Below are 25409 nucleotides of genomic sequence, written 5' to 3' on the forward strand. Positions count from 1 at the left end.
GGCTCCCTCAGGCGAACACGGGGTGGGGGTGGGTGTCGGTGTCGGGCGCGGGCGGGCGGCCGAGGGCGGGGTCGTGTGCGCCCCGGGCGGCGTGCCGGGCCAGCAGCACCCAGTTGGTGACGGCGAGGGTGCCGAGCAGCAGGGTGAAGCCGATCAGCGAGGTGAGCATCAGCCCGGGGCCGACCGGCGAGACCGCCTGCCCGGTGGGCAGCAGCCCGTACGCCACCCAGGGCTGGCGCCCCACCTCGCGGGCGATCCAGCCGAGGATCACCGCGACGAAGGGCAGCGGCACGGCGAGCAGGATCAGCCAGAGCGGGAACTGCAGCCGGATGATCCAGTCCCGCCAGAGCAGCGGCACCACGAGGATGCCGAAGAACAGCGCCATCCCGATCAGGATCATGAAGCCGAGGCCGACGTTGGACAGGGTCGGTGGGGTGTAGTCGCCCGGCCCGAACTTCGCCGTCCACTCGGCGATCAGGGCGTCCCGGTCGGCGCCGCCGCCGAACTTGGTGGGCTGCAGTTCCCCGACCGGGCCGAACTGCGCGAAGCCGAACCCGATCAGGAAGACCACGGCGACCGCGAAGGTGAGCAGACCGAGCCGCAGGGACTTTCGGAAGAGCGCGAAGTCCGGGGTGCGCCGGATCAGGTGCCAGGCGCTCACCGCGGCCATCAGCATCCCGCCGGTGACCAGGCTCGCCGACACCACGTGCCCGAAGGCGAGGGTGAGGGTCGGGTTGGTGAGCAGCGCGCCGAAGTCGGTGAGGTGGGCGATGCCGTCGCGGACCTCGTATCCGACGGGGTGCTGGAGCCAGGCGTTCGCCACCATGATCCAGAACGCGGAGGCGTACGCGGTGAGCGCGACCCCCCAGAGCAGCGCGAGGTGGACGCCGCGGCGCAGCCGGTGCCAACCGAAGATCCACATGCCGAGGAACGTGGACTCGAGGAAGAACGCGACCAGCGTCTCGATGGCCAGCGGTGCGCCGAAGACGTTGCCGACGTAGCGCGACAGGCCGCTCCAGTTCAGCCCGAACTGGAACTCCATCACGATGCCGGTGGCGATGCCGAGCACGTAGTTGATCACGTAGAGCTGGCCCCAGAAGCGGGTCAGCCGTTCGTACACCGGTTTGCCGGTGATGAAGCCGGCGGTCTGCAGCGCGACCAGCAGGGTGACCAGGCCGAGGGTGACCACCACGAAGAGGAAGTGGATCGAGGTGGTGGTGGCGAACTGCAGGCGGGCGAGGAGCAGGGGATCCATGGCCGTTCTCCCACGGGTTGACTCGCTTGTCATAGCGAGCCTACACGTAGCTTGCCTACCTATCCGACCGGCCCGGATCGGAGGAGGAATCGGGTATCGGTCAGTTCAGGAAGAGGGCGATCGGCAGGGCGGCCAGGGTGGTGGTGACGGCCAGCGCGGTGGCGCCGAGCAGCCGCGGCGTCCGGTCCGGGACCAGCAGCCGCTGCACCCGTACGTCGAGGTCACGGTCGCCGAGGCCGAGCGCGCCGGCCGGCGTGATCCGGTGCCCGGCGGCGGCGAACCGCCGCAACGCCCCGGCCAGGGGTGCCTCGGCGTGCAGCTCGCGGGCCTTGTCGTCGGCGCGCATCTCGACCAGCAGGGCCACCCGCTCGTGGGCGTGGCGCACCCACCGGAACCAGGGCAGCGCCCGGCAGAGCGCGGTGAACGGCAGCAGCACGAGATCGTGCCGCTCCTGGGCGTGCGCTCGCTCGTGCGTCAGCACCGCCGCCAGCTCGGCCCGGTCCAGCAGGCTGAGCGTGCCGGCGCTGACCACCACCCGGGGCTTCACCCCCGGCAGGCAGTACGCGGCCGCGCTCGGGTGGTCGAGCACCAGCGCGCCCGGCACGGTGGGGTCCCGGCGGGCGACCAGGCTGAGCAGGTCCCGGTGCCGGCGCTGCGCCCGGACCGCGCCGTAAACGCTGCGTACGGTCGTGGTGAGCAGCACCGCGCCGATGCCGAAGCCCACCCCGACCAGGCCGAGGTGGACCGCCCCGACCCCGGCCGGCAGCGTGCCGTGCGCCAGGTCGGTGCCGAGGGCCACCAGGGCACTGCCGGTCGGCTGGTCGTACGCGGCCAGGCCGAGCGCCATCGGCAGGCCCATCGCGGAGAGGCCGAGCGCCAGCCCGACCGCCTGCCAGCAGACGATCGCCACCCGCGGCGCGCGCCAGGTCCACGTCGAGGCGGCGAGCACCTCCGCGGTCAGCCAGCAGGCCAGGATGCTCGCGGCGAAGTGCAGGGCGTACGCCACGGCCGCCGCCCTACCGGTCCGTCGCCTCGTCGGCGAGCGGCGGCTGCCCGGCCCGCGGGTCCTCGACCCGGTCCGTCAGCCCGGCTTCGGCGCTCAGCGCCGCGCGCAGCACCTCCGCCTCGGTGCCGGTCACCGAGCGGGCGAAGCGCACCAGCGCGGCGTCCCGGCTGCCGCCGAGGTCGAGGGCGTCGAGCATGAGCTGGGCGATGTGCGCCTCCCGGCTGCCCGCGGCCCGGTACCGCCAGGCCCGGCCCTCCCGCTGGCGCTGCACCATGCCCTTGCCGGCGAGCCGGTCGAGCACGGTCATCACCGTCGTGTACGCCAGCTCGCGCCCGTCCAGGGCGTCGGCGACCTCGCGGACGGTCACCCCGTCCGACGTGCCCGGGACCAGGTCCCACAGGACGTCCATCACCGCACGTTCGAGATCACCCAGCCGAGTCACGCCCCAATCCTACCCCCCGTAGTAGACCCCCTCCGCCCCGCCTGGAAGGAGGGGCCTCAGACACGGAAAGAGTGGCCATCCGCCACGCGGAGACCACTCTTTCCGTGAACTAGTGCGATCTTGAGGAGGGGAACCCCGCTGACCGAGGACTCGACGCTGGGCATCAGCCACCGAGCCGGAACCCCCGGACGGACGGTGCCCACCGAGGGTTTCCGGGGGAGCCCGCCCGCGGAGGGATCAAGCCTGACCGCCCGGAGCGGGCGGGCTCCCCCGGAAACCCCCAAGCTCAGACACCCTTCGGATGCCACACAGTCTTCGTCTCCAGCAGCACAGTCATCCGCCCCACGCCCGGGTCGGCGAACCAGTCGTGGTCGGCCGCCGCCGGCCGGAGCACCCGCTTCAGGTTCTCCGCCGCCTTGACCTCCATCTCGGCGGCCAGTTCGGCGTCACTCACCCCGCTCAGGTCGATCGCGTTGACGTCCATGTGCGCGGCCAGCGTGGGCACCGTCTCGGTGATCCGGCCGGTGAGGAGGTTGACCACCCCGCCCGGCAGGTCGGAGGTGGCCAGCACCTCGGCCAGGGTCACCGCCGGCAGCGGCTGCGCCGGGGAGGCCGCCACCACCACGGTGTTGCCGGTGACGATCGCCGGGGCGATCACACTGACCAGGCCGAGCAGCGCCGGCGCCTCGGGGGCCACCACCGCCACCACGCCGGTCGGCTCCGGGGCGGACAGGTTGAAGTACGGCCCGGCCACCGGGTTCGCGCCGCCGTACACCTGGGGGAGCTTGTCGGACCAACCGGCGTACCAGACCCAGCGGTCGATCGCCGCGTCCACCTCGGCGGCCGGCACGCCGAGCGCGACGAACTGCTCCCGGCGGCCCTCCAGCATCTCGGCGACCCGGTAGAGGATCTGCCCCCGGTTGTACGCGGTCGCCCCGGCCCAGCCCTTCACGGCGGCCCGGGCGGCGACGACCGCGTCACGTGCGTCCTTGCGGGAGGCCAGTACGACGTTGGAGTCCTGCACGATGTACGACCGTCCCGACTCGCTGCGCGGGAACTTCCCGCCGATGAAGAGCTTGTACGTCTTGCGTACCGCGACCCGCTCAGACATTGAGGTACGCCTCCAGCCCGTGCCGGCCGCCCTCGCGGCCGTAGCCCGACTCCTTGTAGCCGCCGAACGGCGAGGTGGGGTCGAACTTGTTGAACGTGTTGGCCCAGACCACGCCGGCGCGGAGCCGGTCGGCCAGCCACAGGATGCGGGAGCCCTTGTCGGTCCAGATCCCGGCCGACAGCCCGTACGGGGTGTTGTTCGCCTTCTCCACCGCCTCGGCCGGGGTGCGGAAGGTGAGCACGGACAGCACCGGCCCGAAGATCTCCTCCCGGGCGATCCGGTGCGCCTGGGTAACCCCGGTGAAGATGGTCGGCGCGAACCAGAAGCCCCGCTCGGGCAGCTCGCAGGCGGGCGACCAGCGCTCGGCGCCCTCGGCGGCGCCGGCCTCGGAGAGCTCGCGGATCCGCTCCAGCTGGGCGGCCGAGTTGATCGCCCCGATGTCGGTGTTCTTGTCCAGCGGGTCACCGACCCGCAGCTGGGCCATCCGGCGCTTCAGCGACTCCAGCACCCGGTCGGCGACCGACTCCTGGACCAGGAGGCGGGAGCCGGCGCAGCAGACGTGCCCCTGGTTGAAGAAGATGCCGTTGACGATCCCCTCGACGGCCTGGTCGACCGGCGCGTCGTCGAAGACGATGTTGGCGGCCTTGCCGCCCAGTTCGAGGGTGAGCTTCTTGCGGGTGCCGGCGACCGCGCGGGCGATGGCCTTGCCGACCTCGGTCGAGCCGGTGAACGCGACCTTGTCCACGCCCGGGTGCTCGACCAGCGTCCGGCCGGTGTCGCCGGCGCCGGTGACGATGTTGACCACGCCGGCCGGCAGGTCGGCCTGCTGGCAGATCTCGGCGAAGAGCAGCGCGGTCAGCGGGGTGGTCTCCGCCGGCTTCAGCACCACCGTGTTGCCGGCGGCGAGCGCGGGGGCGATCTTCCAGGCCAGCATGAGCAGCGGGAAGTTCCACGGGATTACCTGGGCGGCCACCCCGAGCGGCTGCGGGGCCGGCCCGAAGCCCGCGTGGTTGAGCTTGTCGGCCCAGCCCGCGTAGTAGAAGAAGTGCGCGGCGACCAGCGGGACGTCGACGTCCCGGGACTCTTTGATCGGCTTACCGTTGTCCAGCGACTCGAGCACCGCCAGCTCGCGGGAGCGCTCCTGGATCAGCCGGGCGATCCGGAACAGATACTTCGCCCGGTCGCGGCCCGGCATCGGACCCCAGACCTTCTCGTACGCCTTGCGCGCGGCGCGGACCGCGCGGTCCACGTCCTCGTTGCCGGCCTCGGCGACCTCGGCGAGGACCTCCTCGGAGGCCGGGTTGATCGACTTGAAGCTGCCGCCGTCGACCGGGTCGACGAACCTGCCGTCGACGAACAGGCCGTACGAGGGCTTGATGTCCACCACCGAGCGCGACTCGGGGGCGGGTGCGTATTCGAACATCGCGCTCAGTCCAGGGTGAAGTAGTCGGGGCCGGAGTAGACGCCGGTCGTCAGCTTGGTCCGCTGCATCAGCAGGTCGTTCAGCAGGCTGGACGCGCCGAACCGGAACCAGTCCGGGTCCAGCCAGTCCGGGCCGACGGTCTCGTTGACCATGACCAGGTACTTGATCGCGTCCTTGCTGGTCTTGATGCCGCCGGCCGGCTTCACGCCGACCTGCCGCCCGGTGGCGGCGCGGAAGTCGCGGACCGCCTCCAGCATCACCAGGGTCACCGGCGGGGTGGCCGCGACCGGCACCTTGCCGGTGGAGGTCTTGATGAAGTCGCCGCCGGCCAGCATGGCCAGCCAGGAGGCCCGCCGCACGTTGTCGTAGGTGGCCAGCTCGCCGGTCTCCAGGATCACCTTGAGGTGGGCGTCCCCGCAGGCCTCCTTGGTGGCCACGATCTCGTCGTAGACCTCCTGGTAGCGGCCGGCCAGGAACGCGCCCCGGTTGATCACCATGTCGATCTCGTCGGCGCCGGCCGCGACGGCGGCCCGGGTGTCGGCGAGCTTCACCTCCAGCGGGGCCTGGCCGGACGGGAACGCGGTCGCCACGCTGGCCAGGTGCACGCCGGATCCGCGCAGCACCTCGGCCACGTACGGGACCATCGCCGGGTAGACGCAGACGGCGCCGACGTGCGGGCAGGACGGGTCGGCCGGATCGGGGCGCAGCGCCTTGGTGGCGAGCGCCCGCACCTTGCCGGGGGTGTCGGCCCCTTCCAGGGTGGTCAGGTCGACCATCCGGATCGCCAGGTCGATCGCCTGGGCCTTGGCCGTGGTCTTGATGGAGCGGGTGCCGAGTTGTGCTGCCCGCTGCTCCGCGCCGACCTGATCCACGCCCGGCAGGCCGTGCAGGAAGGTCCGCAGAGCGGTCTCGGATCGTCCCAGCTCGGAGAGGTCCGACCGGGCCGACGTCGCTGTCGCCGTCATGGCGTGAATAGTACGCATCACCGCCGGGTGTGATCTTGATCATGACGGCCCGATCGTGAGTGCCACACGTGAGCGGGGTCGCTGGTCACCCGGCACCTGCGGTGCGCGGCCGGCCCGACCGGTAGGTTGAGCGTTCGTGGACGTACACGTCATTGACCACCCGCTCGCCCAGGCGCGGCTGACCGCGATGCGGGACGCCCGGACCGACTCGGCGTCGTTCCGGGCCGCGCTGCACGAACTCACCACGATGCTGGTGTACGAGGCAGCGCGCTCCTTCCCCGTCGAGAAGTACCCGATCCAGACCCCGGTCACCGCGACCGAGGGCACCCGGCTGGCGAACCCCCCGCTGCTCGTGCCGGTGCTGCGGGCCGGTCTCGGCATGGCCGACGCCGCCCTCGGTCTGCTGCCCGAGTCGTCCATGGGCTTCGTCGGCCTGGCCCGCGACGAGCAGACGTTCGAGCCGCGTGCCTACATGGAGTCGCTGCCCCGCGACCTGAGCGGCCTGCCGGTGCTGGTGCTCGACCCGATGCTGGCCACCGGCGGCTCGCTGGAGCACTGCTGCCGGCTGCTCGCCGACCGCGGCTGCACCGACATCACGGTGCTCTGCGTGCTCGCCGCGCCGGTCGGCATCGAGCGGCTGGAGCGGTCCGGCCTGCCGCTGCGTCTGGTCACCGCCTCGATCGACGAGGGCCTCAACGACCGGATGTTCATCGTCCCCGGCCTGGGCGACGCCGGCGACCGCCAGTTCGGCGGCATGCCCCGCTTCTGACCAACCCTCGGCCGGCTCTGCAGACCGAGGCGCAGATTCCCGGAAAGAGGGCCCATCCGGTGCGGAATGGGCCCTCTTTCCGTGAATCAGTCGACCGCGCGAGCCGCGTGGGGCGAGTCCGTGCACGAGGTGCGGGAAGCCGCTACCGTTCCGGGCCATGACTGGTGTTGCGCTCGCCGAAGAGTTGCTGCTCCTCGCCTACGACGACGAAACCGGCAAGGCGACCATGCCCCGGATCAGCCTGGACCTCGGGATGGCTGCCGCTGTGCTGGTCGAGCTGGCCCTGGCCGGCCGGATCGCGTACGCGGACGGGTCCCTGGCGGTGACCGACCCGGCCCCGACCGGCGAGCCGATCGCCGACGAGGTTCTCGCCCGGATCGCCGCCGATACGCCGCACACTCCGTCGTCCTGGGTGCAGCGGCTGCGGCACGGCCTGCGTGACCGGATCCTCGGCGACCTCTGCGGGCGGGGTGTGGTCCAAGACATCGACGAGACCGAGCTGGGCTTCATCCACGTGCACCGGTACCCGGTGGCGGACGCCTCGGTGGAGGCGGACATCCGCCGCCGGCTGGCCGAGGCGCTGACCGAAGGCCAGGTGCCCGACGAGCGGACCGCGGCGCTCGCCACTCTGGTGGCGGTGCTGCGGATGGAACCGGCGCTCGGCCTGGCCGGCGAGGACGCCCGGGACGCCCGCCGCCGGCTGGAGGAGATCGCCGGCGGCGCCGGCTTCTCCGGCAACGTCAGCCTGGACGACTCGGTGGTCCGCCCCTCCATCGGACTGGTCGTCGCCGCCCTGGCCCAGGCCGTAGACGCCGCCCTCGGCAAGCGCCCCTAACCCACCCACCCCGCCCCACCCACCTGCCCTGCCCCGCCTGCCCAGCCCGGTCGATCATGAAGTTAGCGGCGCGGAAAGCTTTTCCAGCGCCGCTAACTTCATGATCACGGTGGGCGGGCGGGTGGGTTAGAGGCCGAGGGCGGTGGCGATTTCGGTGCGGAGGGCGGTGACGGCGGCCTGGGCGCGGGTGCGGGCCGTGGGGACGTCGCCGTTCGCGACCGGCTCCACCACCTCCAGGTACGCCTTGAGCTTCGGCTCGGTGCCGGAGGGACGGATCACCACCCGGGCCGCGTCGGTCCGCAGGATCACCACGTCCGCGCCGGGGAGCAGGTCCTGCGCCTCGGTGACCCGGTGTCCGAGCAGCGTCTCCGGGGTGGCCGCCCGGATCCGGGCCATCATCCCGGCGATCTCCCGCAGGTCGTCCACTCGGACCGACAGCTGGTCGGTGTGGTGCACGCCGAACTCGGCGGCCAGCTCGTCGAGCCGGTCGGTGAGCGTACGGCCCTGGGCCTTGAGGCCGGCGGCCAGTTCGGCGACGGTCAGCGCGGCGGTGATGCCGTCCTTGTCGCGGACGTGCTCCGGCGCGACGCAGTAGCCGAGCGCCTCCTCGTACCCGAAGACCAGCGGCTCGCTTCCGCCCCCGGCCCGGACGATCCACTTGAACCCGGTCAGCGTCTCGTCGTAGGGCAGGCTCCGGGCGGCGCACATGGCCCGGAGCAGGGACGAGGACACGATGGTGGTGGCGTACAGGCCGGTCACCCCGCGGCGCATCAGGTGGTCGGCGAGCAGCGCGCCCACCTCGTCGCCGCGCAGCATCCGCCAGTTGCCCGCACCGTCGGGGACGGTGACGGCGCAGCGGTCCGCGTCCGGGTCGTTGGCGATGGCGAGGTCCGCGCCCGTGTCGCGGGCCAGCGCGACCAGCCGGTCCACCGCGCCCGGCTCCTCCGGGTTGGGGAAGTTCACCGTCGGGAAGTCGGGGTCCGGCTCGGCCTGGTCGGGCACCACGCCCGGCACCGCGAATCCGGCCCGCGTGAAGGCGGCGGTCAGCACCGCGGCGCCCACCCCGTGCAGCGGGGTGTACGCCACCTTCAGGTCGCGCCAACCAGCCGGGTCGATCACCGCGGTGGCACCCTCCACGTACGCGGCGACCAGGTCGTCGCCGAGCACCTGGCCAGCTGGGCCGAGCGGCACCTTCGCCAGCGGGCCGACGGCCCGGATGGCCGCCTCGATGCCGGCGTCGGCCGGTGGCACGATCTGTGCGCCCGCACCCAGTTCGCCGCCGAGCTGCGTGCCGAGGTAGACCTTGTAGCCGTTGTCCTGCGGCGGGTTGTGACTGGCGGTGACCATGACGCCGGCCACCGCGCCGAGGTGCCGCACCGCGAACGCCAGCACCGGGGTGGGCAGCGGGCGGGGCAGCAGCAGGGCCCGGCGACCCGCGCCGGTGGCGACCTGGGCGGTGCGCTCGGCGAACGCCCGCGAGCCGTAGCGGGCGTCGTACCCGATGACCAGCGGACCCTCACCGCCCTGGTCGGCGAGCCAGGCGATCAGCCCGGCGGCGGCCTGGGTGACCACCGCGAGGTTCATCCCGTTCGGGCCGGCGCGGAGCGGACCACGCAGCCCGGCGGTGCCGAATGTCAGGTGCCCGGCGAACCGGTCGGCCAGCTCGGGGCCGCTGCCCGGCAGTCCGTCCAGGACCGCCCGCAGCTCGTCCCGGCTGGCCGGGTCGGGGTCGTCGTCGAGCCAGCGCTGGGCCCGGTCGCGAAGCTCGTCAAGATCAGTGGTTTCCGCCGCCATTGCCTCTTGATAGCACGGCGGCGGAGCACCACTGCCCGTCGGCCTCGACTCAGTTGGCTGCGGTGAGCTGGAACGACTGGGCCATCGCGTCGAAGATCGGCTTGCTCTCGGCGAACTTCGCGTCGTTGGCGCTCAGGTAGAACGAGTAGACCTTCCCGTCCTGCACCACGCCGCGCCACACGCCGTGCCGCATCGAGTCGCCCTCACCGCAGGTGTACTCGAACTCCGCCGCCGGCTTGCCGGCCAGGGTCGCCTCCGACATCGCGAGCTCGTTGTAGGGCCTGGCGCAGGACTTGCTGTTGCCGCGCAGGCCCCGCGAGGCGGACTCAGCCCAGCTCGCCGACGTGCCGTTCCACTTCTCCGCCAGGATGCGGACCTTGCGCCCGCTGTCCTGCGGGTCGACGTAGTCGACGTAGACGCCGCCGGTCTTGCGCTCCCAGCCCTTGGGCACCTGGACGCTGATGCCCTTGGTCGAGATGCCCTGCATCTCGACCGGTGGGGCCGCAGCGGTGGTGGGCAGCGTGCCCACGATCGGCGGGGGCTTCTCGTCGCCGCCGCTGTTGAGGGCGATCACCCCGATCAGCAGCAGCACGGCCACGCCCCCGGCAGCGGCCAGCTGCACCTTGCGCGGCCAGCCCTTGACCGTGGCGAGGAGTTGCTTGCCGACGCCGCCGGCTTTGCCGCCGACGGCCGGCGCGGCGGGCGGGGTGGCCCACGGCTGGCCGGTGCCGGGCACCGACCACTGGGTGCCGCCGTACACCGGCTGGGTGGCGTCCACGACGTGGCCGTACACCGGCTGGGTCGCGTCCGGGTGGCCCGCGCCGACCCGTTGGGTGGCATCGGGGTGCGCGCTCCCGAACCGCTGGGTGGCCTCCGGCGAGATCCGCTGGGTGGCCTCCGGGGCGGCTCCCGGCACGGGCATCGCGCCGGTGGGGGTGTGCAGCGGTCCGGCCAGGGCGTCGGCGCTGGTCTCGTCCAGCGCCGCGCTGCTCGCGGCCGTCGTCGGCTCGGGGCGCTCGCCCTTGCGCAGGGCGGCGAGCCGGTCGGTCAGCGACTCGCCGGGGGCGATCATCGCCCGGCCGCCGATCTGCCCGGTCGGCTTCGGCTCGGGCACGGCGGGCAGCGGCATCGGCGGCCGCTGCACCGGCACCACGGAGTAGGGGTCGGTGACCGAGTTGACCGCGACGGCGTTGCTGGTCAGTGGGCCGGCGAGCAGCTCGCGCAGCATCCGCCGGGCGGTGTGCACGTCGTACCGGCGGGCCGGGTCCTTCTCCAGCAGCCCCATCAGCACGCCGGTCATCGGGCCGCTGCGCTGCGGGGTGGCCGGCGGATCCTCGACCACCGCGTGCATGGTCTCGATCGGGTCGCCCTTGTCGAACGGGGGACGGCCCTCCACGGCGGTGTAGAGCGTGACGCCGAGCGAGAAGAGGTCGCTCGGCGGGCCGAACTCCTGGCCCATCGCCCTCTCGGGCGAGATGAAGTGCGGCGACCCGAGCACCATGCCGGGCGTGGTGAGCTGCACGTCGGTGGGCATCCGGGCGACGCCGAAGTCGGTCAGCACGCACCGGCCGTCGGTGCAGATCAGCACGTTGGCCGGCTTGACGTCGCGGTGCAGCACGCCGATCGCGTGGGCCACCTCCAGGGCGCCGAGCAGCGCAATGCCGATCTTGGCGACCACGCGGGGCGCGACCGGCCCGTCCTCGATCACCATGTCGGCCAGGCTGCGCGCGTCCAGCAACTCCATCACGATCCACGGGCGGCCACCCTCGGTGACCACGTCGTAGACCTGGACCACGGCCGGGTGCTGGATCGCGGCGGCGGCCCGGGCCTCGCGGAGAGTCCGCTCGTACAGCGCGTCGCGGTCACTGGGTGCCAGCCCCGGCGGGAGCACCACCTCCTTGACCGCCACATCGCGGCGCAGCAGGGTGTCGGTCGCACGCCACACCGTGCCCATGCCGCCGTTGCCCACCGGGGAGCGCAGCGAGTAACGACCACCGATGGTGGTGCCGGGTGCCGCGCGTCCTGTGGGGGGACTGACTGGTCCGCCGCTCCACGTCGGGATCTGAGTCACAGAAAAGCCACCGGGGGATATCGAGGGGGCTGGGACACAACCCCCCTATCTTGCTGGTTCCGACGCCCGATGCGAAACCCGACGCGGCGGACGTTTACCTACTCGACGGTATGTGGCCAGCTACTCACCTGTCGTCGAGCAGGCCGGCGCAGGTGTGCGGTATCCCTCACCCATCGACCGCCGGCCGCGTCCTACCATCCGGTAATGAGCGAACGGCGGTCAAGCGAGTCCGGTTTCCCGATCAAGGGCGTCTACACGGCGGACGACCTCCCGGGAGAGCTGGCCGAGCGGCTGGGCGCCCCGGGCGAATACCCGTACACCCGCGGGGTGTACCCCACGATGTACACCTCCCGCCCGTGGACCATGCGGCAGTACGCCGGCTTCGGCACCGCCACCGAGTCCAACGCGCGCTACCACCAGCTGCTGCGCGCCGGCACCATGGGCCTCTCCGTGGCCTTCGACCTGCCCACCCAGATGGGGTACGACTCCGACGACCCGATCGCGCACGGCGAGGTGGGCAAGGTCGGCGTGGCCATCGACTCCATCGACGACATGCGGCAGCTCTTCGACGGCATCCCGCTGGACAAGGTCTCCACCTCGATGACCATCAACGCGCCCGGCTCGGTGCTGCTCCTGCTCTATCAGCTCGTCGCCGAGGAGTCCGGGGTGCCGGGCGGGGCGCTCAACGGCACCATCCAGAACGACATCCTCAAGGAGTACATCGCCCGGGGGACGTACATCTTCCCGCCGAAGCCGTCGCTGCGCCTGGTCGCCGACACGTTCGCGTACTGCCGAGCCGAGGTGCCCAAGTGGAACACCATCTCCATCTCCGGCTACCACATGGCGGAGGCCGGCGCGACGCCCGCGCAGGAGATCGCGTTCACCCTGGCCAACGGCGTCGAGTACGTCCGGGCGGCGCTGGCCGCGGGCCTGGACGTGGACGACTTCGCGCCCCGGTTGTCGTTCTTCTTCGTCGCCCGCACCACCCTGCTGGAGGAGGTCGCCAAGTTCCGGGCGGCCCGGCGGCTCTGGGCCCGGCTGATGCGCGACGAGTTCGGGGCGAAGAACCCGAAGTCGATGATGCTGCGGTTCCACACCCAGACCGCGGGCGTCCAGCTCACCGCCCAGCAGCCCGAGGTGAACCTGGTCCGGGTGGCCGTCCAGGGACTCGGCGCGGTGCTCGGCGGCACCCAGTCGCTGCACACCAACAGCTTCGACGAGGCCATCGCGCTGCCCACCGAGAAGGCGGCCCGGCTGGCCCTGCGGACCCAGCAGGTGCTGGCGTACGAGACCGACCTGACCGCCACCGTGGACCCGTTCGCCGGGTCGTACGTGGTGGAGGCGATGACCGCCGAGATCGAGGCGGCCGCCGACGAACTGATGCAGCGGGTCTTCGACCACGGCTCGGCGGTGGACGCGATCGAGGCGGGCTTCCAGAAGCGGGAGATCGAGCAGTCCGCGTACCGGATCGCCCAGGAGATCGACTCGGGCGAGCGGGTGGTGGTCGGGCTCAACCGGTTCCAGATCGACGAGGAGGAGCCGTACGAGCCGCTGCGGGTGGACCCGGCGATCGAGGTCGCCCAGGCGGAGCGGCTGGCCAAGCTGCGCGCCGAGCGGGACGCCGGGGCGGTCGAGCGTGCCCTGGCCGAGCTGCGGGCCGCCGCCGAGGGCAGCGCGAACGTGCTCTACCCGATGAAGGAGGCGCTGCGCGCCCGGGCCACCGTCGGCGAGGTCTGCGGGACGCTGCGCGAGGTGTGGGGGACGTACCGGCCGAGCGATCGGTTCTGACCTGGTTTCCGACCGGGCACCCGAGGCGGGTGCCCGGCCTGGTCGGTGTCGCCCGATCCGCGGCTTGACCTGGGCGTACGGGTATCGCCGCGAAGCCCCGTGGCGGCGTACAGTCGATGGTCTCCCCGCACGTGAGCGGAAGCGGAGACGGCTCTGCGAAGGTGCCGGCGGGCTGATGCCGGCCCGCCCGACGGCACCTTCGGAGTGGACCCGCCGGGCGGCGTCGCCCGGCCCGTCCGGCGAGCCGTGGGGGCAGTGGGGCCCGCCTTTGCGCGCGTGTGCGGACGACTGCTGCGGGTCGCGGCGTGGCGTCAGACACGCCGAGCCGGAGTGGTCGGTCGGAATGCGGGTAACCCGCTCGGGTGAACGGGACGGACAGACTGTGCGGTCGCACAGTGGACCGGCATGTCACCGTGGGGAGTCGTCCGACAGCCGACTGTTGTCGCGCAATTGTCCGACCGGCAGTTAATTGCCGGGACTAATGCGACAATTCGGAACGACGGCCCGGGATTTGGTGACCGTTGAATCGGTTACGCGTTGTAGGAGGTGTGGGGCAGATGACGGCGTTCGACCGCGATCTACCTGCTGTCCCGCAGATATTCGAGCCTTCCCACCAGGGCATTCGTGACGCTGCGCGGTCCGACCGCTACGCGAAAGATGTTGCGCAGCGTCACCGTCGGCGGTCTAGGCTGTCTGCTGTTCTTCCCGAAGATCCATCCATTTCTAGTGATCGAGAATTCGACGTGACGAGTGCGTTGACGCTGCCTGCCGGCAGCCCGCTGGCGGCGTCCTGGCCGGAGGCGCCGACCGGGTCCCAGCCCCTGCCCTTCGAGCTCGACCATCTGCTCGCCCTCCGGGTACCCGGGCTGATCGCCACCCGCCGTCACATCCACTCCCACCCGGAACTGTCCGGCGAGGAGTTCGAGACGGCCGCCCTGATCCACCGGGAGCTCTCCCTCGCCGGGCTGAAGCCGCGCCTGCTGCCCAAGGGCAACGGCGTCATCTGCGACATCGACGGGCGCCCGGACGGCCCGGTGATCGCCCTCCGCGCCGACATCGACGCGCTGCCGCTCACCGACCCGAAGGACGTGCCGTACCGGTCCACCGTGGACGGCGTCTGCCACGCCTGCGGGCACGACGTGCACACCACCGTGATGCTCGGCGTCGGCATGTTGCTCGCCCAACTCGCCGACCTCGGCCAGCTCGACGGCCGGGCCCGGCTCATCTTCCAGCCGGCCGAGGAGATCCTGCCCTGCGGCTCGCTCGAGGTCATCGAGGCCGGTGGTCTCGAGGACGTGGTGCAGATCTTCGCCGTCCACTGCGACCCGAACCTCCCGGTCGGCAGGGTCGGTCTCCGGGTGGGCCCGATCACCGCTGCCGCCGACAACGTCACCGTCCGGCTCACCGGCCCGGGTGGGCACACTGCCCGCCCGCACCTCACGGTCGACCTGGTCGACGCGCTGGGCCGGCTGGTCACCGAGGTGCCGGCCCTGGTCAGCCGGCGGGTGGCGGCCAACAGCGGGCTGCTGCTGGTGTTCGGCCACGCCTCGGCCGGCACCCGTTACAACGTCATCCCCTCCGAGGCCTGCGCCGCCGGCACGCTGCGGGTGATGGACCGCGACACCTGGGATCAGGCCCCGAAGATCGTGGCTCAGGTCGTCCGGGACGTCATCGCCCCCACCGGCGCCACGGTCGACCTGGAATACCTGCGGGGCCGCCCGCCGGTCACCAACGACGCCCGCGCCATCGGCGTACTCACCGCCGCCACCGCGGCCGCCCTCGGACCCGAGGGGATCGCGGAGACCCCGCAGAGCATGGGTGGCGAGGACTTCTCCTGGTATCTCGAGCACGTGCCGGGCGCGCTCGCCCGCCTCGGCGTCGGCCGGAACGGGCCCAACGTGGACCTGCACCGGGCCTCGTTCGACGTGGACGAGCGCGCCATCCCGGTCGGCGTACGCCTCATGGTCCAGACCGCGCTGCGGGCACTGGCGGCGGCGCGCTAGGCGCCGGACCACCCACCGGACCGGCCGGTCCCGGCACCGTCGGGGCCGGACCGGCCGGCGGCGCCCGGCGCGCCCGACGCCGGCGCGCGGCCCGGACCAGCAGCACCACCGGTACGCCGATCACCACCGCGAACGGCAGCACCGCGCCCAGCACGGTGAGCAGTACGAACATCGTGGTGACGAAGACGTCCCAGCCACCCCGCAGCCCGACCAGGAAGCCGAGTTCCGGCCCCTCCTCGGCGGTCGTCGCGTCGGTCCCGACGAAGGTGACCGTGATGGTGGAGAGCGCGGTCAGGTCGGCGAGCCGGCGCTTCTTCGCCTCCAACGACGCCAGGTCGGCCTCCCGTCGGCCCACCTCGTTCTCCAGGGTGACCAGTTCGTTGATCGACGTCGCCCGGGCGAGCAGCTTTCGGGCGCTGTCCACCCGGGCCCGCTGGGTGGCGATCCGGGCGTCCAGGTCGACGGTCTCCTCGGTGACGTCCTCGGTGCGTACCTGGCGCTGCTCCGGCCGGCCGAGCCGGGCCAGCGCGTCGATGACCGCGGTGAACCGGTCCGCCGGCACTCGCAGGGTCAGCTCGGCCCGGGCGTCCGCCGCCTCGCTGTGCCGCTGGTCCCCGCCGACGAACCCGCCCGCCGCGGTCGCCGCGTCGGTCGCCGCGCGGGCCGCCTTCTCCACGTCCTCCACCCGGACCTGCAACGTGCCGGTGTAGATGATCGACCGCTGGTCGACCCGCAGGTCCGGCTGGGTCGCGCCGGAGCCGCCCGGGGCAGGTGCCGCCTCGTTCCGGCCCGCCCCCGCACCCGCCCTGTCCTGGTCCGCGCCGACGGCCGGCGCCTGCGCCGCCGTACTGTCGTGCTGCCCACTGTCCGCGCCGCAGGCCCCCACGGCGAACATCACCGCCAGCCCCACCGCCGCCAGCGGTACGGCCCGGCGGAGTCCTTCACGTCGCCTCATGCCGTCACCTCATTGCGCTCGGCGCCGCCATGAGGCACTACGGCACTGTGCTGATGATTCGCTCGCTGACGCTCGCTCATGTCCCCGCTCCGATCTCGACGACCCCGTCACGGGGTCGATACGTCGGACGCGACGCACCATCGCGCCGGTTCCGGCAGACTGCGCTGAGGACGTCACGATTCGATAATCGAGGAGTCACGATGCAGGTCACCAAGTACGCCCACTCCTGCCTTCGCGTGGAGCACGACGGGGGTGTGCTCGTCGTCGACCCCGGTGTCTACAGCGAACCGGAGGCGCTGGACGGGGCGGACGCGGTGCTGATCACCCACCAGCACCCCGACCACGTGAACGTCGAGGTGGTGACCCGGGCGCTGGAGCGGCGTCCGTTCCCGATCCACGGCCCGGCCTCGATCGCCGAGGTCCTCGGCGACGCGGCCGAGGCGCTGACCGTGGTCGCGCCGGGCGAGTCGTTCACCGCCGCCGGTGTGGCGATCCGTGCCTACGGCGGCCAGCACGCCGTCATCCACCCCGACATCCCGGTCATCGAGAACCTCGGCTTCCTGATCAACGACGTGGTCTACCACCCCGGGGACTCGCTGGTGGTCCCCGACGACGTCCAGGTGGACACCCTCTTCGCCCCGATCCACGCGCCGTGGAACAAGTTCTCCGAGGTGGTCGACTTCATCCGGGCGGTCGCCCCGCGCCGGGCGTACGCGCTGCACGACGGCCTGCTCAACGACACCGGCTTCAACATCTACGACCGGCAGTACGCCGCGCTGTCGAACACCGACTACCGCCGTCTCGAACCGGGCACCCGGATCGACGCCTGAACGCCGTGGCCGGACCCACCCCCGAGCTGGTCCAGCGGCTCTACGCGACCCCACCCGACCGGTTCGTCGCGGCGCGGGACGCCGCGGCGGCCGAGGCACGCCAGGCGGGCGACCCGAAGGCCGCCCGGGAGATCGGCAAGCTGCGCCGGCCCACCGTGGCCGCCTGGCTGGTCAACCTGCTCGCCATCCGCCGCCCCGAGCTGGTCGCCGACCTGGCGCAGCTCGCCGATTCCCTCCGTACCGCCCAGCGCGACCTGCGCGGCGCCAAGCTGCGCGAGCTGTCCGCGCAGCGGCGGGCGGTGGTTGGCGCGCTCGTCGACGAGGCCCGCAAGCTGGCCGCCGCCGAGCCGGGCGCCCCGTCGGCCGGGAAACTCCCGCTGGCCGAGGTGGAGGCGACCCTCAACGCCGCGCTCTCCGACACCGAGGTGGCCGAGCAGGTCCGGACCGGTCGGCTGCTCCGGGCCACCCACTACGCCGGCTTCGGCGAGGTGCCCCGCCCGCAGCTGCGGTTGGTCACCGGCGGCGTGGAGGAGCCGGCCGTACCGGAGGAGCCGGCGGCCGGGCGGGCCGCGGCCCGCCGGGAGCGCGACGAACGGGCCGCCGAACGGGCGGCCCGGGCCGAACGGGCCAGACGCCGCCGCGCGCTGGAACGCGAGCTGTCGAAGGCCCGTGGCGAACAGGACCGGGCCGAGACGGAACTGGCCGAGGCCGCCCGGTCCGAACGCGACGGCGCCGCGACCCTGGACCGGATCGAGACCGAGCTGGCCGAGTTGGAACGCCGCCGGGCCGTCGCCGAGCAGGAGCTGAGCCGGGCCAAGCTGGCCCGGCGGGGTGCCGAGCGGTCGCTCACCGCGGCCCGGCGGCGTACCGGGGAGGTGGAGGCCGCGATGGAGGCGCTGGACGCCGAAGAGGGGGATGCCGACGAGGGCGACCAGCGGGCAGACTGACCGGGATGAGTGACCACGGTGGACGAACGGCGGTGGTCCGCCGATGACTCCCGAGCAGGTCGCCGCCGCCAGCAAGCCGCTGGTGCTGGAGCTCGGGGAGGCGTTCTCCCGCTGCCCGGCGACGCTGCGTCGCGCCCGGCTGCTCGGCATCTCCGGCTGGGCGTTCTACATCACCGGCCGGGCCGGTGCCCTCGGGGACGTCCGCGCCGAGACGGTCGCCGCCGCGCTCGGCTTCATCGCCCCCGACGCGGTCGCCGACGGCTGGGACGCCGCAGCCCGTACGGTCCGCCCGCTGGCGGTGGCCGAGGCGAACCTGGCCGAGTGCTGCCGGTGGGGCGTCGAACACCTGAGCGACGCGCCCGAGTCGCCCCGCCTGGCCGGCCTGCTGGAACGCGCGGTCGACGCGGCGGACGGCAGCGGGATGCCGCTGTTCGCAGCCTGGCGGGCCATGCCGGTGCCGGATCGCTCGCCCGGCGCCCGGGCGGCCGTCGCGCTGCTGCGGCTCCGCGAGCACTTCGCCGGGGCGTACCTGCTGTCGGTCCGGGCCGCCGGGATGACCCCGCTGGAGGCGGTGCTGGCCGGGCCGGAGGGGGAGGCGGGGGCCGCCGCCTGTGGCTGGTCGCCCCCGTACCCGCCGGTCGGGCCGCTGGTGCGGCGGCGGCTCTGGGCCGAGGTCGTGACCGACCGGCTGGCCGCCACCGCGTTCCGGGCGCTCGCCCCCGGCGAGGGAGCGGAGCTGCTCAACCTGCTCACCGCCGCCCGGCTGCACCTCCGCAGGGGATAAATGAGAGGCGCGCGGGGCGGGTGGCTGCCAGGATCGGCGGCGTGAGCCTCCCCGCCGGTTGGACCGCCCGCCGCCCCGCGCTCGACGACGTGCCCGCGATCCTGAAGGTGGTGCACGCCGCCGACACCTTCGCCATCGGTCACCCGGACTTCGACGCCGAGGACGTCGAGTCCGCGCTGACCGCCCCCTTCGTCGACCCGGCCCGGGACTCCTGGCTGGTCACCGACCCGGACGGCACCGCGGTCGCCTGGGCGATCCTGGACAACCCGACCGGGGTCGGCCGGGAGTTCGTCGAAGTTCTCGTCGACCCCGACCGTGGCGCGGACCTGCGGGCCCCGCTGCTGGCCCGGCAGCTCGACCGGGTCGCCGAGCGGGCGGCCGAGCGTGGGCTGTCCGCGTTGACCGTCCGCTGCGCGGTCTTCGCCCCGGAGACCCGCTGGGCGGCCGAGCTGGTCGAGGCCGGCTTCACCCGGGTCAAGCGGTACATCCGGATGACCCGCTCCCTCGCCGACCTGCCCGCCGAGCCGGCCCCGCCGGCGGGGGTGACCGTCCGCCCGCTGCGTGCCGGCGACGAGGCCGACCTGCGGCTGTTCCACCGGATCTTCGACACCGCGTTCCGGGACACCCCGGACTACGAACCGCTCGGCTTCGAGACGTGGCGGGAGCAGCTGCCGTCGTACGGCAAGGTCTGGGACGAGTGGTTCGTCGCCGAGGTCGACGGGGCTCCGGCCGGTGCCCTCCAGTCCTCCGACCAGGCGCTGGAGCACGACATGGGCTGGGTACGCACGCTGTCGGTGCTGCCGGCGTACCGGCGGCGCGGGGTGGGCGCGGCGCTGCTGCGCCGGGCCTTCGCCACCTACGCCGCGAAGGGTCGGGCGTCCGCCGGGCTCGGTGTCGACCTGGCCAACCCGACCACCCCGGTGACCCTTTACCGTTCGGTGGGGCTGAGCGAGGTGCGCTGGACCGACATGTACGAGCGGACGGTCACCGCCCCGGGTGTGTGACACGCGACCCGCGCTCCGGGGTCGCCGGCTGACCGGGGGACCGGCCGGGGGAGACTGGACGCGTGGGAGAGCCTCTAGGCCGACGCGGTGCCGGTGGGGCGGGACCGCAGCTCGGTGACGTAGTCGTCCGGCGCGCCCGCCTTCTCCGCCGCGTTCGCGATCTCCGACAGGTACCACGACGTCGGCAGGCCGCCCTCGTAGCCGTCGAACACGTAGACCCACGCGGTCACGTCCCCGTCGAGCGTGGAGACGCGGACGGTGAGCTTCCGGTACGTCTCGGCGGTCACGCCCTCGATCTCGTCGAGCTGCGCGGCGTCGTACGGGTGGATGTCGTAGAGCGCCACGAAGACCCGATCACCCGGGGACTCGACCACGGTGCTGACCGAGCCCTCCCAGCCGATGACGCCCTCGCCCGCGAAGGTGAGCCGCCACCCCTCCAGCCAGCCGGTGCCCACCATCGGCGAATGCGGGCAGTAGGCGCGCATGCGGGCGGGGTCCAGGTTTGAGCCATAAGCGGCGTACAGACGCACGGCGATGACGATAGCCCGGTCGGCGGGTGGGGGAGAATACGACGGTGCGTGTCGAGCGCGATGGGGAGAAGAAAGTCACTGTGAGCACGGACGAGGGGCGAGCACTGTGAGCCAGATCGTGATCATCGGCGGGGGACCGGCCGGGTACGAGGCGGCGCTGGTCGCCGCCCAGCTGGACGCTGATGTCACCGTGGTCGAGGCGGAGGGGGCCGGCGGCGCCTGCGTGCTCTCCGACTGCGTCCCGTCGAAGACCTTCATCGCCAGCTCCGAGGTGGTCACCGGCTACCGGGACACCGAGGAGTTCGGGGTGCACTCGGACGGCCTGGAGGCGGTCATCGTCGACGCCCGGGCGGTGCACGACCGGGTGAAGCGGCTCGCCCTGGCCCAGTCCGCCGACATCCACACCAAGCTGGTCAAGGCGGGGGTGGAGTTCGTCGCCGGCACCGCCCGGCTGGGCGAGGACACGCTCGGTCACACCCACCGGGTGATCGTCACCCCGGCCGGCGGTGCGGAGGAATACTCGATCGCCGCGTCCACCGTCCTGATCGCCACCGGCGCCACGCCGCGCCAGCTCCCCACCGCCGTTCCCGACGGCGAGCGCATCCTGACCTGGCGCCAGGTCTACGACCTGCCGGAGCTGCCCGAGCATCTGATCGTGGTCGGCTCCGGCGTGACCGGCGCCGAGTTCGCCAGCGCGTACCTGGCGATGGGCGTCGAGGTCACGCTGGTCTCCAGCCGGGACCGGGTCATGCCGCACGAGGACGCCGACGCGGCGCTGGCGATCGAGCGGGTGTTCCGCAACCGGGGCATGAGCATCCTCAACAAGTCGCGCGCGGAGGCGGTCCGCCGGACCGCCGACGGCGTGGAGGTCGAGCTCACCGACGGCCGTAAGGTGTCCGGCACCCACGCGCTGATCGCGGTCGGCTCGGTCCCCAACACCGCGAACCTGGGCCTCGCCGAGTACGGCGTCGAGCTGGCCCGGGGCGGCTACGTGACCGTCGACCGGGTCTCCCGGACCAACGTCCCCGGCATCTACGCCGCCGGCGACTGCACCGGGGTGCTGCCGCTGGCCAGCGTCGCCGCCATGCAGGGCCGGATCGCCATGTGGCACGCGCTCGGCGAGGCGGTCCGCCCGCTGCGGCTGCGTACCGTCGCCGCGAACGTCTTCACCGATCCGGAGCTGGCCACCGTCGGCGTCTCGCAGAACGAGGTGGACGCCGGCAAGGTCCCGGCGCGCCAGGTCATGCTGCCGCTCTCCGGCAACGCCCGGGCGAAGATGGACGACCTCGCCGACGGTTTCGTCAAGCTCTTCTGCCGCCCGGCCAGCGGCCAGGTGATCGGCGGCGTGGTGGTGGCGCCGAAGGCCAGCGAGCTGATCCTGCCGATCACCATGGCGGTGGAGAACAACCTCACCGTCAACGAGCTGGCCCAGACCATCACCATCTACCCCTCGCTGTCGGGCTCGATCACCGAGGCGGCCCGCCAGCTCATGTTGCACGAACTGGAGTGACCCGCCGCGCCGACCGGCCGCCGTCGCCCCGTCACTCGGACGCCAGGAGCTGAAGCTCCCTTGCGGCCGAAGGCGTCGGTGCCATCGCCGCCTCCGGGGCGGTTTCGGCGACGCGGCCGGCCGGTCGGCGGGTCAGTGCCACCGCGACCACGCTGAGCAGGGCGACCTCGGTGACGATGAGCAGGCGTTCGGCGAGCCCGATCAGCATCCGGTCGCCCGGGTAGGCGGACCAGATCATCGCCCCGGCCAGCAGCAGGCTGGCCAGGGTGAGCGCGCGCAGCCAGCCGGCGGCCCGGCTGCCCAGGTGCCCGGCGAGCAGCCAGCCGGCGACCGGCAGGGCGAGGAAGGCGACCACCGAGGCGTACCGGTGCAGGTAGGCCGCCGTGTCCATGGGCAGGCCGGGCTCGTTGGTGGGTACCACGGCCGAGGTGACCAGGCCGGCGGTCCAGGCGGCCAGCAACACCCCGGCCACCCGCGGCCGCCGCCCCCTTCGGCCGGGCGCCTCGCCGCCGGTCGGCGCCCGCCGCTTCCCGCCGGGCCGCGACCCGGCGGCGTCCGACCCCGATCCGGTACGCCAGACGACCGGGATCAGCACCGCCGTCGCGGCGGCGAGCACCGCCATGGCCATGTCGATGACGCCGCCCCGGTTCGAGACGGCGAAGTCGCTGACGGTCAGCGACCAGGGGCTCAGATCGTCGTTCACCTCAAGATGGCCGAGTACGGCGAGCACCGCCGCCAGGGCGATCCCGCCGAGGGCCAACAGGGCACTTCTCCGGTTTCCGGGCATGCCTCAGCCTGTCGCCGGACCGGTCCCAAATGGATCCGGGACGGCCACCCACTTCCGTCCCCGGGTCGTCCCCTAGAGGCCCGCACATCGGCGACTTTGCGCTATCCCGTGTCCAGGACACCGCCAGATCGCCGATGGGCCGATCAGTCGGCCGAAACCTCGGCCCCGACCCGAACTTTGGCCTCGACCTCGGTGCGGGTGTGGCGGGCGCTGATCGCGCTCATCGCCCAGCCGGCCGCCGCGAACCCCGCCGCCGCCACCCCGCCGATCACCAGCAGCCGCCACGCCGACTCGGTCAGCGCCCGGCCCCCGAGATGCCCGACCAGACTGCCGTACGCGGCCCAACCCGTCGCCGCCGTGGCCTCGTAGAGCACGAAGAGGCGGTACGGGTAGCGGCTGCGCCCGGCCGAGAAGCAGGCCGCCATCCGGCCGCCCGGCACGAAGCGGCAGAGGAGGATCACCAGCGGCCCCGGCTCGCGCAGCCCGCGGGTGACCCGGGCGACGGCCCGGCGAGCCCGGCCGGGCATCGCGTGCCGCGGCGCCCGGCGGTCCGGTGCGGTCCGGCCGAGCAGGTAGCAGGCGAGGTCGCCGGCGAAGACGCCGAGCGCGCCGACGGTGATGGTGAGCGGCAGGCTGAGCCCGCCGTAGACGGTCAGCGCGCCGCTGGTGATCATGACGACCTGGGTCGGCACGATCGGCACGAACGCGTCGGCGATCAGCAACCCCAGCAGCACGGCGTACGCCCAGGTCGGCGATGCGACGTCAGAGATGAGTTCGGGCACGACCGCCACCTCGTCGGATTCCCCCGTTCGATCGCACTGAGCCTGACGGCGTGTCCCCCGTCACCGTGGGGTGGCCGGCCCGGCCGTGACCGCTGACACGACAGGGCCACCAGTGGACAACGATCCGGGGCCGCCGAATGTGACGCTTCCCGGGCGTGGCGGCCGCCACGGACACGGGCGGCGGATCGCCGGTCTCCGGCGTACCGTTGTCGGGACGCGGCCGCGTCGACGTCGGATCCCCCGTTCCCGACGTCCGGGCCGTCGCGGGTCGCCGGCAGGTCCCGTGCCGGCGACCCGCCCCCGCTTCCCGCGGCACCCGCGTGGAATGGGTCGGCCGGGCTGTGCCGCACCTCGCCTCCACCGCCCATTGCGCGCGGGCGCCAAATCCAGGTGCGCGACCCGACCCGCTGCGCGTACGGTCGCCGTATGCGCAGCGCGGTGGTGACCACGACGCCGGGAATCCCCGGCGCGCCGCACTGACGTATCCGTCGACGAGGCCCCGGGGCGAACCGCCCCGGGGCCTCGCGGCGTTCTGGGCCAGCTCGCCTCCGGGTCGTACCCGATCAAGGAGAGCGACATGATCGACCACCGCAGGCTCGGCCGGGAGCTGGAGCTGTTCGTCTCCGATCCACTCGCGGGTGCCGGGCTGCCCATCTGGCTGCCGGCCGGCGCCGCCGCCCGGCACGCCGTCGAGGAGTACGTGCGGGAGTTGGAGCGCCGGGCCGGCTACCGGCACGTCTACTCGCCGCCGCTGGGCAAACGGGAGCTGTTCGAGCTGTCCGGGCATCTCGGCTACTTCGCCGACGACATGTTCCCGCCGATGCGGCTGTCCGCCGACGACGAGTTCGTGCTCCGGCCGGCGCTCTGCCCGCACCACGCGCTGGTCTTCCGGGCCCGCGGCCGCTCCTACCGGGAGCTGCCGCTGCGCGTCGCCGAGCTGGGCGGCATGTACCGGGCGGAGCGCTCCGGGGTGCTCGGCGGGCTCTCCCGGGTCCGCGCCATCTCGCTCAACGACGCGCACAACTTCTGCGCGCTGGACCAGGTCGGGGAGGAGGTACGCGAGATCCTGCGGCTGATCCGCGAGGCGCACGCCGCGCTCGGCGTCCGGCCGGCCGGGTTCCGGCTGTCGCTGCGCGGGCCCGGGGAGAAGTACGTCGGCGACGACGCCCAGTGGGCGCGGGCCGAGGAGCTGCTCCGCGCCGCGCTCGACGGGGTGGAGTTCAGCGAGGGCCCCGGCGAGGCGGCCTTCTACGGCCCGAAGATCGACATCCAGATCGTCGACGCGGCCGGCCGGGAGTCGACCATCTCCACCATCCAGCTCGACTTCGACAAGCCCGAGCGGTTCGACCTGTCGTACACCGACGCGGACGGCAGCCGGAAACGGCCGGTGATGGTGCACCGGAGCCTGGTCGGCAGCATGGAGCGGCTCTTCGCGTACCTGATCGAGGTGCACGCCGGCGCCTTCCCGGCCTGGTACGCCCCGGTCCAGCTGGTGCTGCTCCCGGTGGACGACGGCCAGGCCGACGCCGCCGTCGACCTGGCCTGCCGGGCGGAGGCGGTCGGACTGCGGGCCGAGGTCGACCATGCCGGCTCGCTGGGCGCCCGGATCCGCGACGCGGCCCGCCGGAAGGTCCCGTACCTCGGGGTGATCGGCCCCCGGGACGCGGCCGGCGGGTCGGTGTCCCTGCGGCTGCGCGACGGCCGCGGGCTCGACCCGATGCCGGTCGCCGACGCGCTGGGGCTGGTCGGACGGGTGGTCGCCGCCCGCTCGGCCGACCTGCTGCCCGGGGCCTGACGCCCGCCCGGCCGGCCCCCGCC

The 25409-nt window shown here is 73.1% G+C and carries 22 protein-coding genes; 10 read left to right on the forward strand and 12 right to left on the reverse strand.

The features are described from left to right. Positions 1–7: 7 nt before the first annotated feature. The 6 genes from ACY34I_RS14475 to deoC form a co-directional block, all read right to left on the reverse strand. Positions 8–1255, reverse strand: a complete 1248-nt coding sequence (locus tag ACY34I_RS14475; protein WP_462755562.1) for a cytochrome ubiquinol oxidase subunit I — start codon at positions 1253–1255, stop codon at positions 8–10. Positions 1256–1355: 100 nt separating this feature from the next. Continuing rightward, the gene (locus ACY34I_RS14480) at positions 1356–2261 is read right to left on the reverse strand and encodes a M56 family metallopeptidase (RefSeq protein ID WP_462755563.1); all 906 of its coding nucleotides are present in this window, start codon (positions 2259–2261) and stop codon (positions 1356–1358) included. A 10-nt stretch (positions 2262–2271) separates the two neighbouring features. Continuing rightward, positions 2272–2703: a BlaI/MecI/CopY family transcriptional regulator gene (locus tag ACY34I_RS14485; protein ID WP_462755564.1), complete on the reverse strand. Its 432-nt coding sequence runs from the start codon at positions 2701–2703 to the stop codon at positions 2272–2274. Between the two features lie 286 nt (positions 2704–2989). Continuing rightward, positions 2990–3814 carry an aldehyde dehydrogenase family protein gene (locus tag ACY34I_RS14490; protein WP_462755565.1) on the reverse strand — a complete coding sequence of 275 codons (825 nt, stop codon included), beginning with the start codon at positions 3812–3814 and terminating at the stop codon, positions 2990–2992. Further along, entirely contained in the window at positions 3807–5237 is a 1431-nt protein-coding gene (locus ACY34I_RS14495; protein WP_462755566.1) for an aldehyde dehydrogenase family protein, read from the reverse strand. Before ACY34I_RS14495 ends, ACY34I_RS14490 begins: the two co-directional genes overlap by 8 nt. 5 nt (positions 5238–5242) lie before the next feature. Further along, on the reverse strand, positions 5243–6202 hold the full coding sequence (gene deoC / locus ACY34I_RS14500; protein WP_462755567.1) for a deoxyribose-phosphate aldolase: 960 nt from the start codon (positions 6200–6202) through the stop codon (positions 5243–5245). Positions 6203–6338: 136 nt separating this feature from the next. Here deoC and upp point away from each other — a divergent pair, with 136 nt between their 5' ends. Together upp and ACY34I_RS14510 are read left to right on the forward strand one after the other, a co-directional pair. Further along, complete coding sequence (gene upp, locus ACY34I_RS14505) at positions 6339–6971, forward strand: uracil phosphoribosyltransferase (protein WP_148798658.1); 633 nt, start codon at positions 6339–6341, stop codon at positions 6969–6971. A gap of 157 nt (positions 6972–7128) precedes the next feature. Then, positions 7129–7806, forward strand: a complete 678-nt coding sequence (locus ACY34I_RS14510) for a GOLPH3/VPS74 family protein (RefSeq protein ID WP_462755568.1) — start codon at positions 7129–7131, stop codon at positions 7804–7806. Positions 7807–7932: 126 nt separating this feature from the next. Here ACY34I_RS14510 and ACY34I_RS14515 read toward each other — a convergent pair whose 3' ends face one another. Both ACY34I_RS14515 and ACY34I_RS14520 read right to left on the reverse strand, forming a co-directional pair. Beyond that, positions 7933–9600 carry a phospho-sugar mutase gene (locus tag ACY34I_RS14515; protein WP_462755569.1) on the reverse strand — a complete coding sequence of 556 codons (1668 nt, stop codon included), beginning with the start codon at positions 9598–9600 and terminating at the stop codon, positions 7933–7935. A gap of 49 nt (positions 9601–9649) precedes the next feature. After that, positions 9650–11671 (reverse strand): serine/threonine-protein kinase, encoded by a 2022-nt coding sequence (locus ACY34I_RS14520; protein ID WP_462755570.1) that lies wholly within the window; start codon positions 11669–11671, stop codon positions 9650–9652. Between the two features lie 204 nt (positions 11672–11875). Here ACY34I_RS14520 and ACY34I_RS14525 point away from each other — a divergent pair, with 204 nt between their 5' ends. Both ACY34I_RS14525 and ACY34I_RS14530 read left to right on the forward strand, forming a co-directional pair. Then, positions 11876–13459: an acyl-CoA mutase large subunit family protein gene (locus ACY34I_RS14525; RefSeq protein WP_148798650.1), complete on the forward strand. Its 1584-nt coding sequence runs from the start codon at positions 11876–11878 to the stop codon at positions 13457–13459. Positions 13460–14202: 743 nt separating this feature from the next. Next, positions 14203–15462: an amidohydrolase gene (locus tag ACY34I_RS14530; RefSeq protein ID WP_462755571.1), complete on the forward strand. Its 1260-nt coding sequence runs from the start codon at positions 14203–14205 to the stop codon at positions 15460–15462. Here the strand turns inward: ACY34I_RS14530 and ACY34I_RS14535 are convergent. Further along, entirely contained in the window at positions 15419–16417 is a 999-nt protein-coding gene (locus ACY34I_RS14535) for a DUF4349 domain-containing protein (protein ID WP_462755572.1), read from the reverse strand. The two genes, ACY34I_RS14530 and ACY34I_RS14535, sit on opposite strands and share 44 nt — an antisense overlap. 200 nt (positions 16418–16617) lie before the next feature. Here ACY34I_RS14535 and ACY34I_RS14540 point away from each other — a divergent pair, with 200 nt between their 5' ends. The 4 genes from ACY34I_RS14540 to ACY34I_RS14555 are packed head-to-tail and all read left to right on the forward strand — an operon-like array spanning position 16618 to position 19982. Beyond that, positions 16618–17247 (forward strand): MBL fold metallo-hydrolase, encoded by a 630-nt coding sequence (locus ACY34I_RS14540; RefSeq protein ID WP_148798647.1) that lies wholly within the window; start codon positions 16618–16620, stop codon positions 17245–17247. 5 nt (positions 17248–17252) lie between these two features. Next, entirely contained in the window at positions 17253–18194 is a 942-nt protein-coding gene (locus ACY34I_RS14545; protein ID WP_462755573.1) for a hypothetical protein, read from the forward strand. Positions 18195–18237: 43 nt separating this feature from the next. Continuing rightward, complete coding sequence (locus ACY34I_RS14550) at positions 18238–18978, forward strand: SCO6745 family protein (RefSeq protein ID WP_462755574.1); 741 nt, start codon at positions 18238–18240, stop codon at positions 18976–18978. A 41-nt stretch (positions 18979–19019) separates the two neighbouring features. Beyond that, positions 19020–19982 (forward strand): GNAT family N-acetyltransferase, encoded by a 963-nt coding sequence (locus tag ACY34I_RS14555; protein WP_462755575.1) that lies wholly within the window; start codon positions 19020–19022, stop codon positions 19980–19982. Positions 19983–20056: 74 nt separating this feature from the next. Here the strand turns inward: ACY34I_RS14555 and ACY34I_RS14560 are convergent, their stop codons facing one another. Continuing rightward, complete coding sequence (locus ACY34I_RS14560; protein WP_148798639.1) at positions 20057–20512, reverse strand: gamma-glutamylcyclotransferase; 456 nt, start codon at positions 20510–20512, stop codon at positions 20057–20059. Between the two features lie 106 nt (positions 20513–20618). On the opposite strand from ACY34I_RS14560, the gene ACY34I_RS14565 reads away from it, so the two are divergent. Then, positions 20619–22022, forward strand: a complete 1404-nt coding sequence (locus ACY34I_RS14565; protein WP_462755576.1) for an NAD(P)H-quinone dehydrogenase — start codon at positions 20619–20621, stop codon at positions 22020–22022. A gap of 31 nt (positions 22023–22053) precedes the next feature. On the opposite strand, the gene ACY34I_RS14570 is transcribed toward ACY34I_RS14565, so the two are convergent. Continuing rightward, positions 22054–22809 carry a DUF998 domain-containing protein gene (locus ACY34I_RS14570; protein ID WP_462755577.1) on the reverse strand — a complete coding sequence of 252 codons (756 nt, stop codon included), beginning with the start codon at positions 22807–22809 and terminating at the stop codon, positions 22054–22056. A gap of 143 nt (positions 22810–22952) precedes the next feature. After that, the gene (locus ACY34I_RS14575; protein ID WP_264998433.1) at positions 22953–23591 is read right to left on the reverse strand and encodes a DedA family protein; all 639 of its coding nucleotides are present in this window, start codon (positions 23589–23591) and stop codon (positions 22953–22955) included. Between the two features lie 562 nt (positions 23592–24153). Here ACY34I_RS14575 and thrS point away from each other — a divergent pair. Beyond that, complete coding sequence (gene thrS, locus ACY34I_RS14580) at positions 24154–25386, forward strand: threonine--tRNA ligase (RefSeq protein WP_462755647.1); 1233 nt, start codon at positions 24154–24156, stop codon at positions 25384–25386. Positions 25387–25409: the final 23 nt, after the last annotated feature.

The organism is Micromonospora sp. RTBAU3-60, assembly GCF_054963695.1.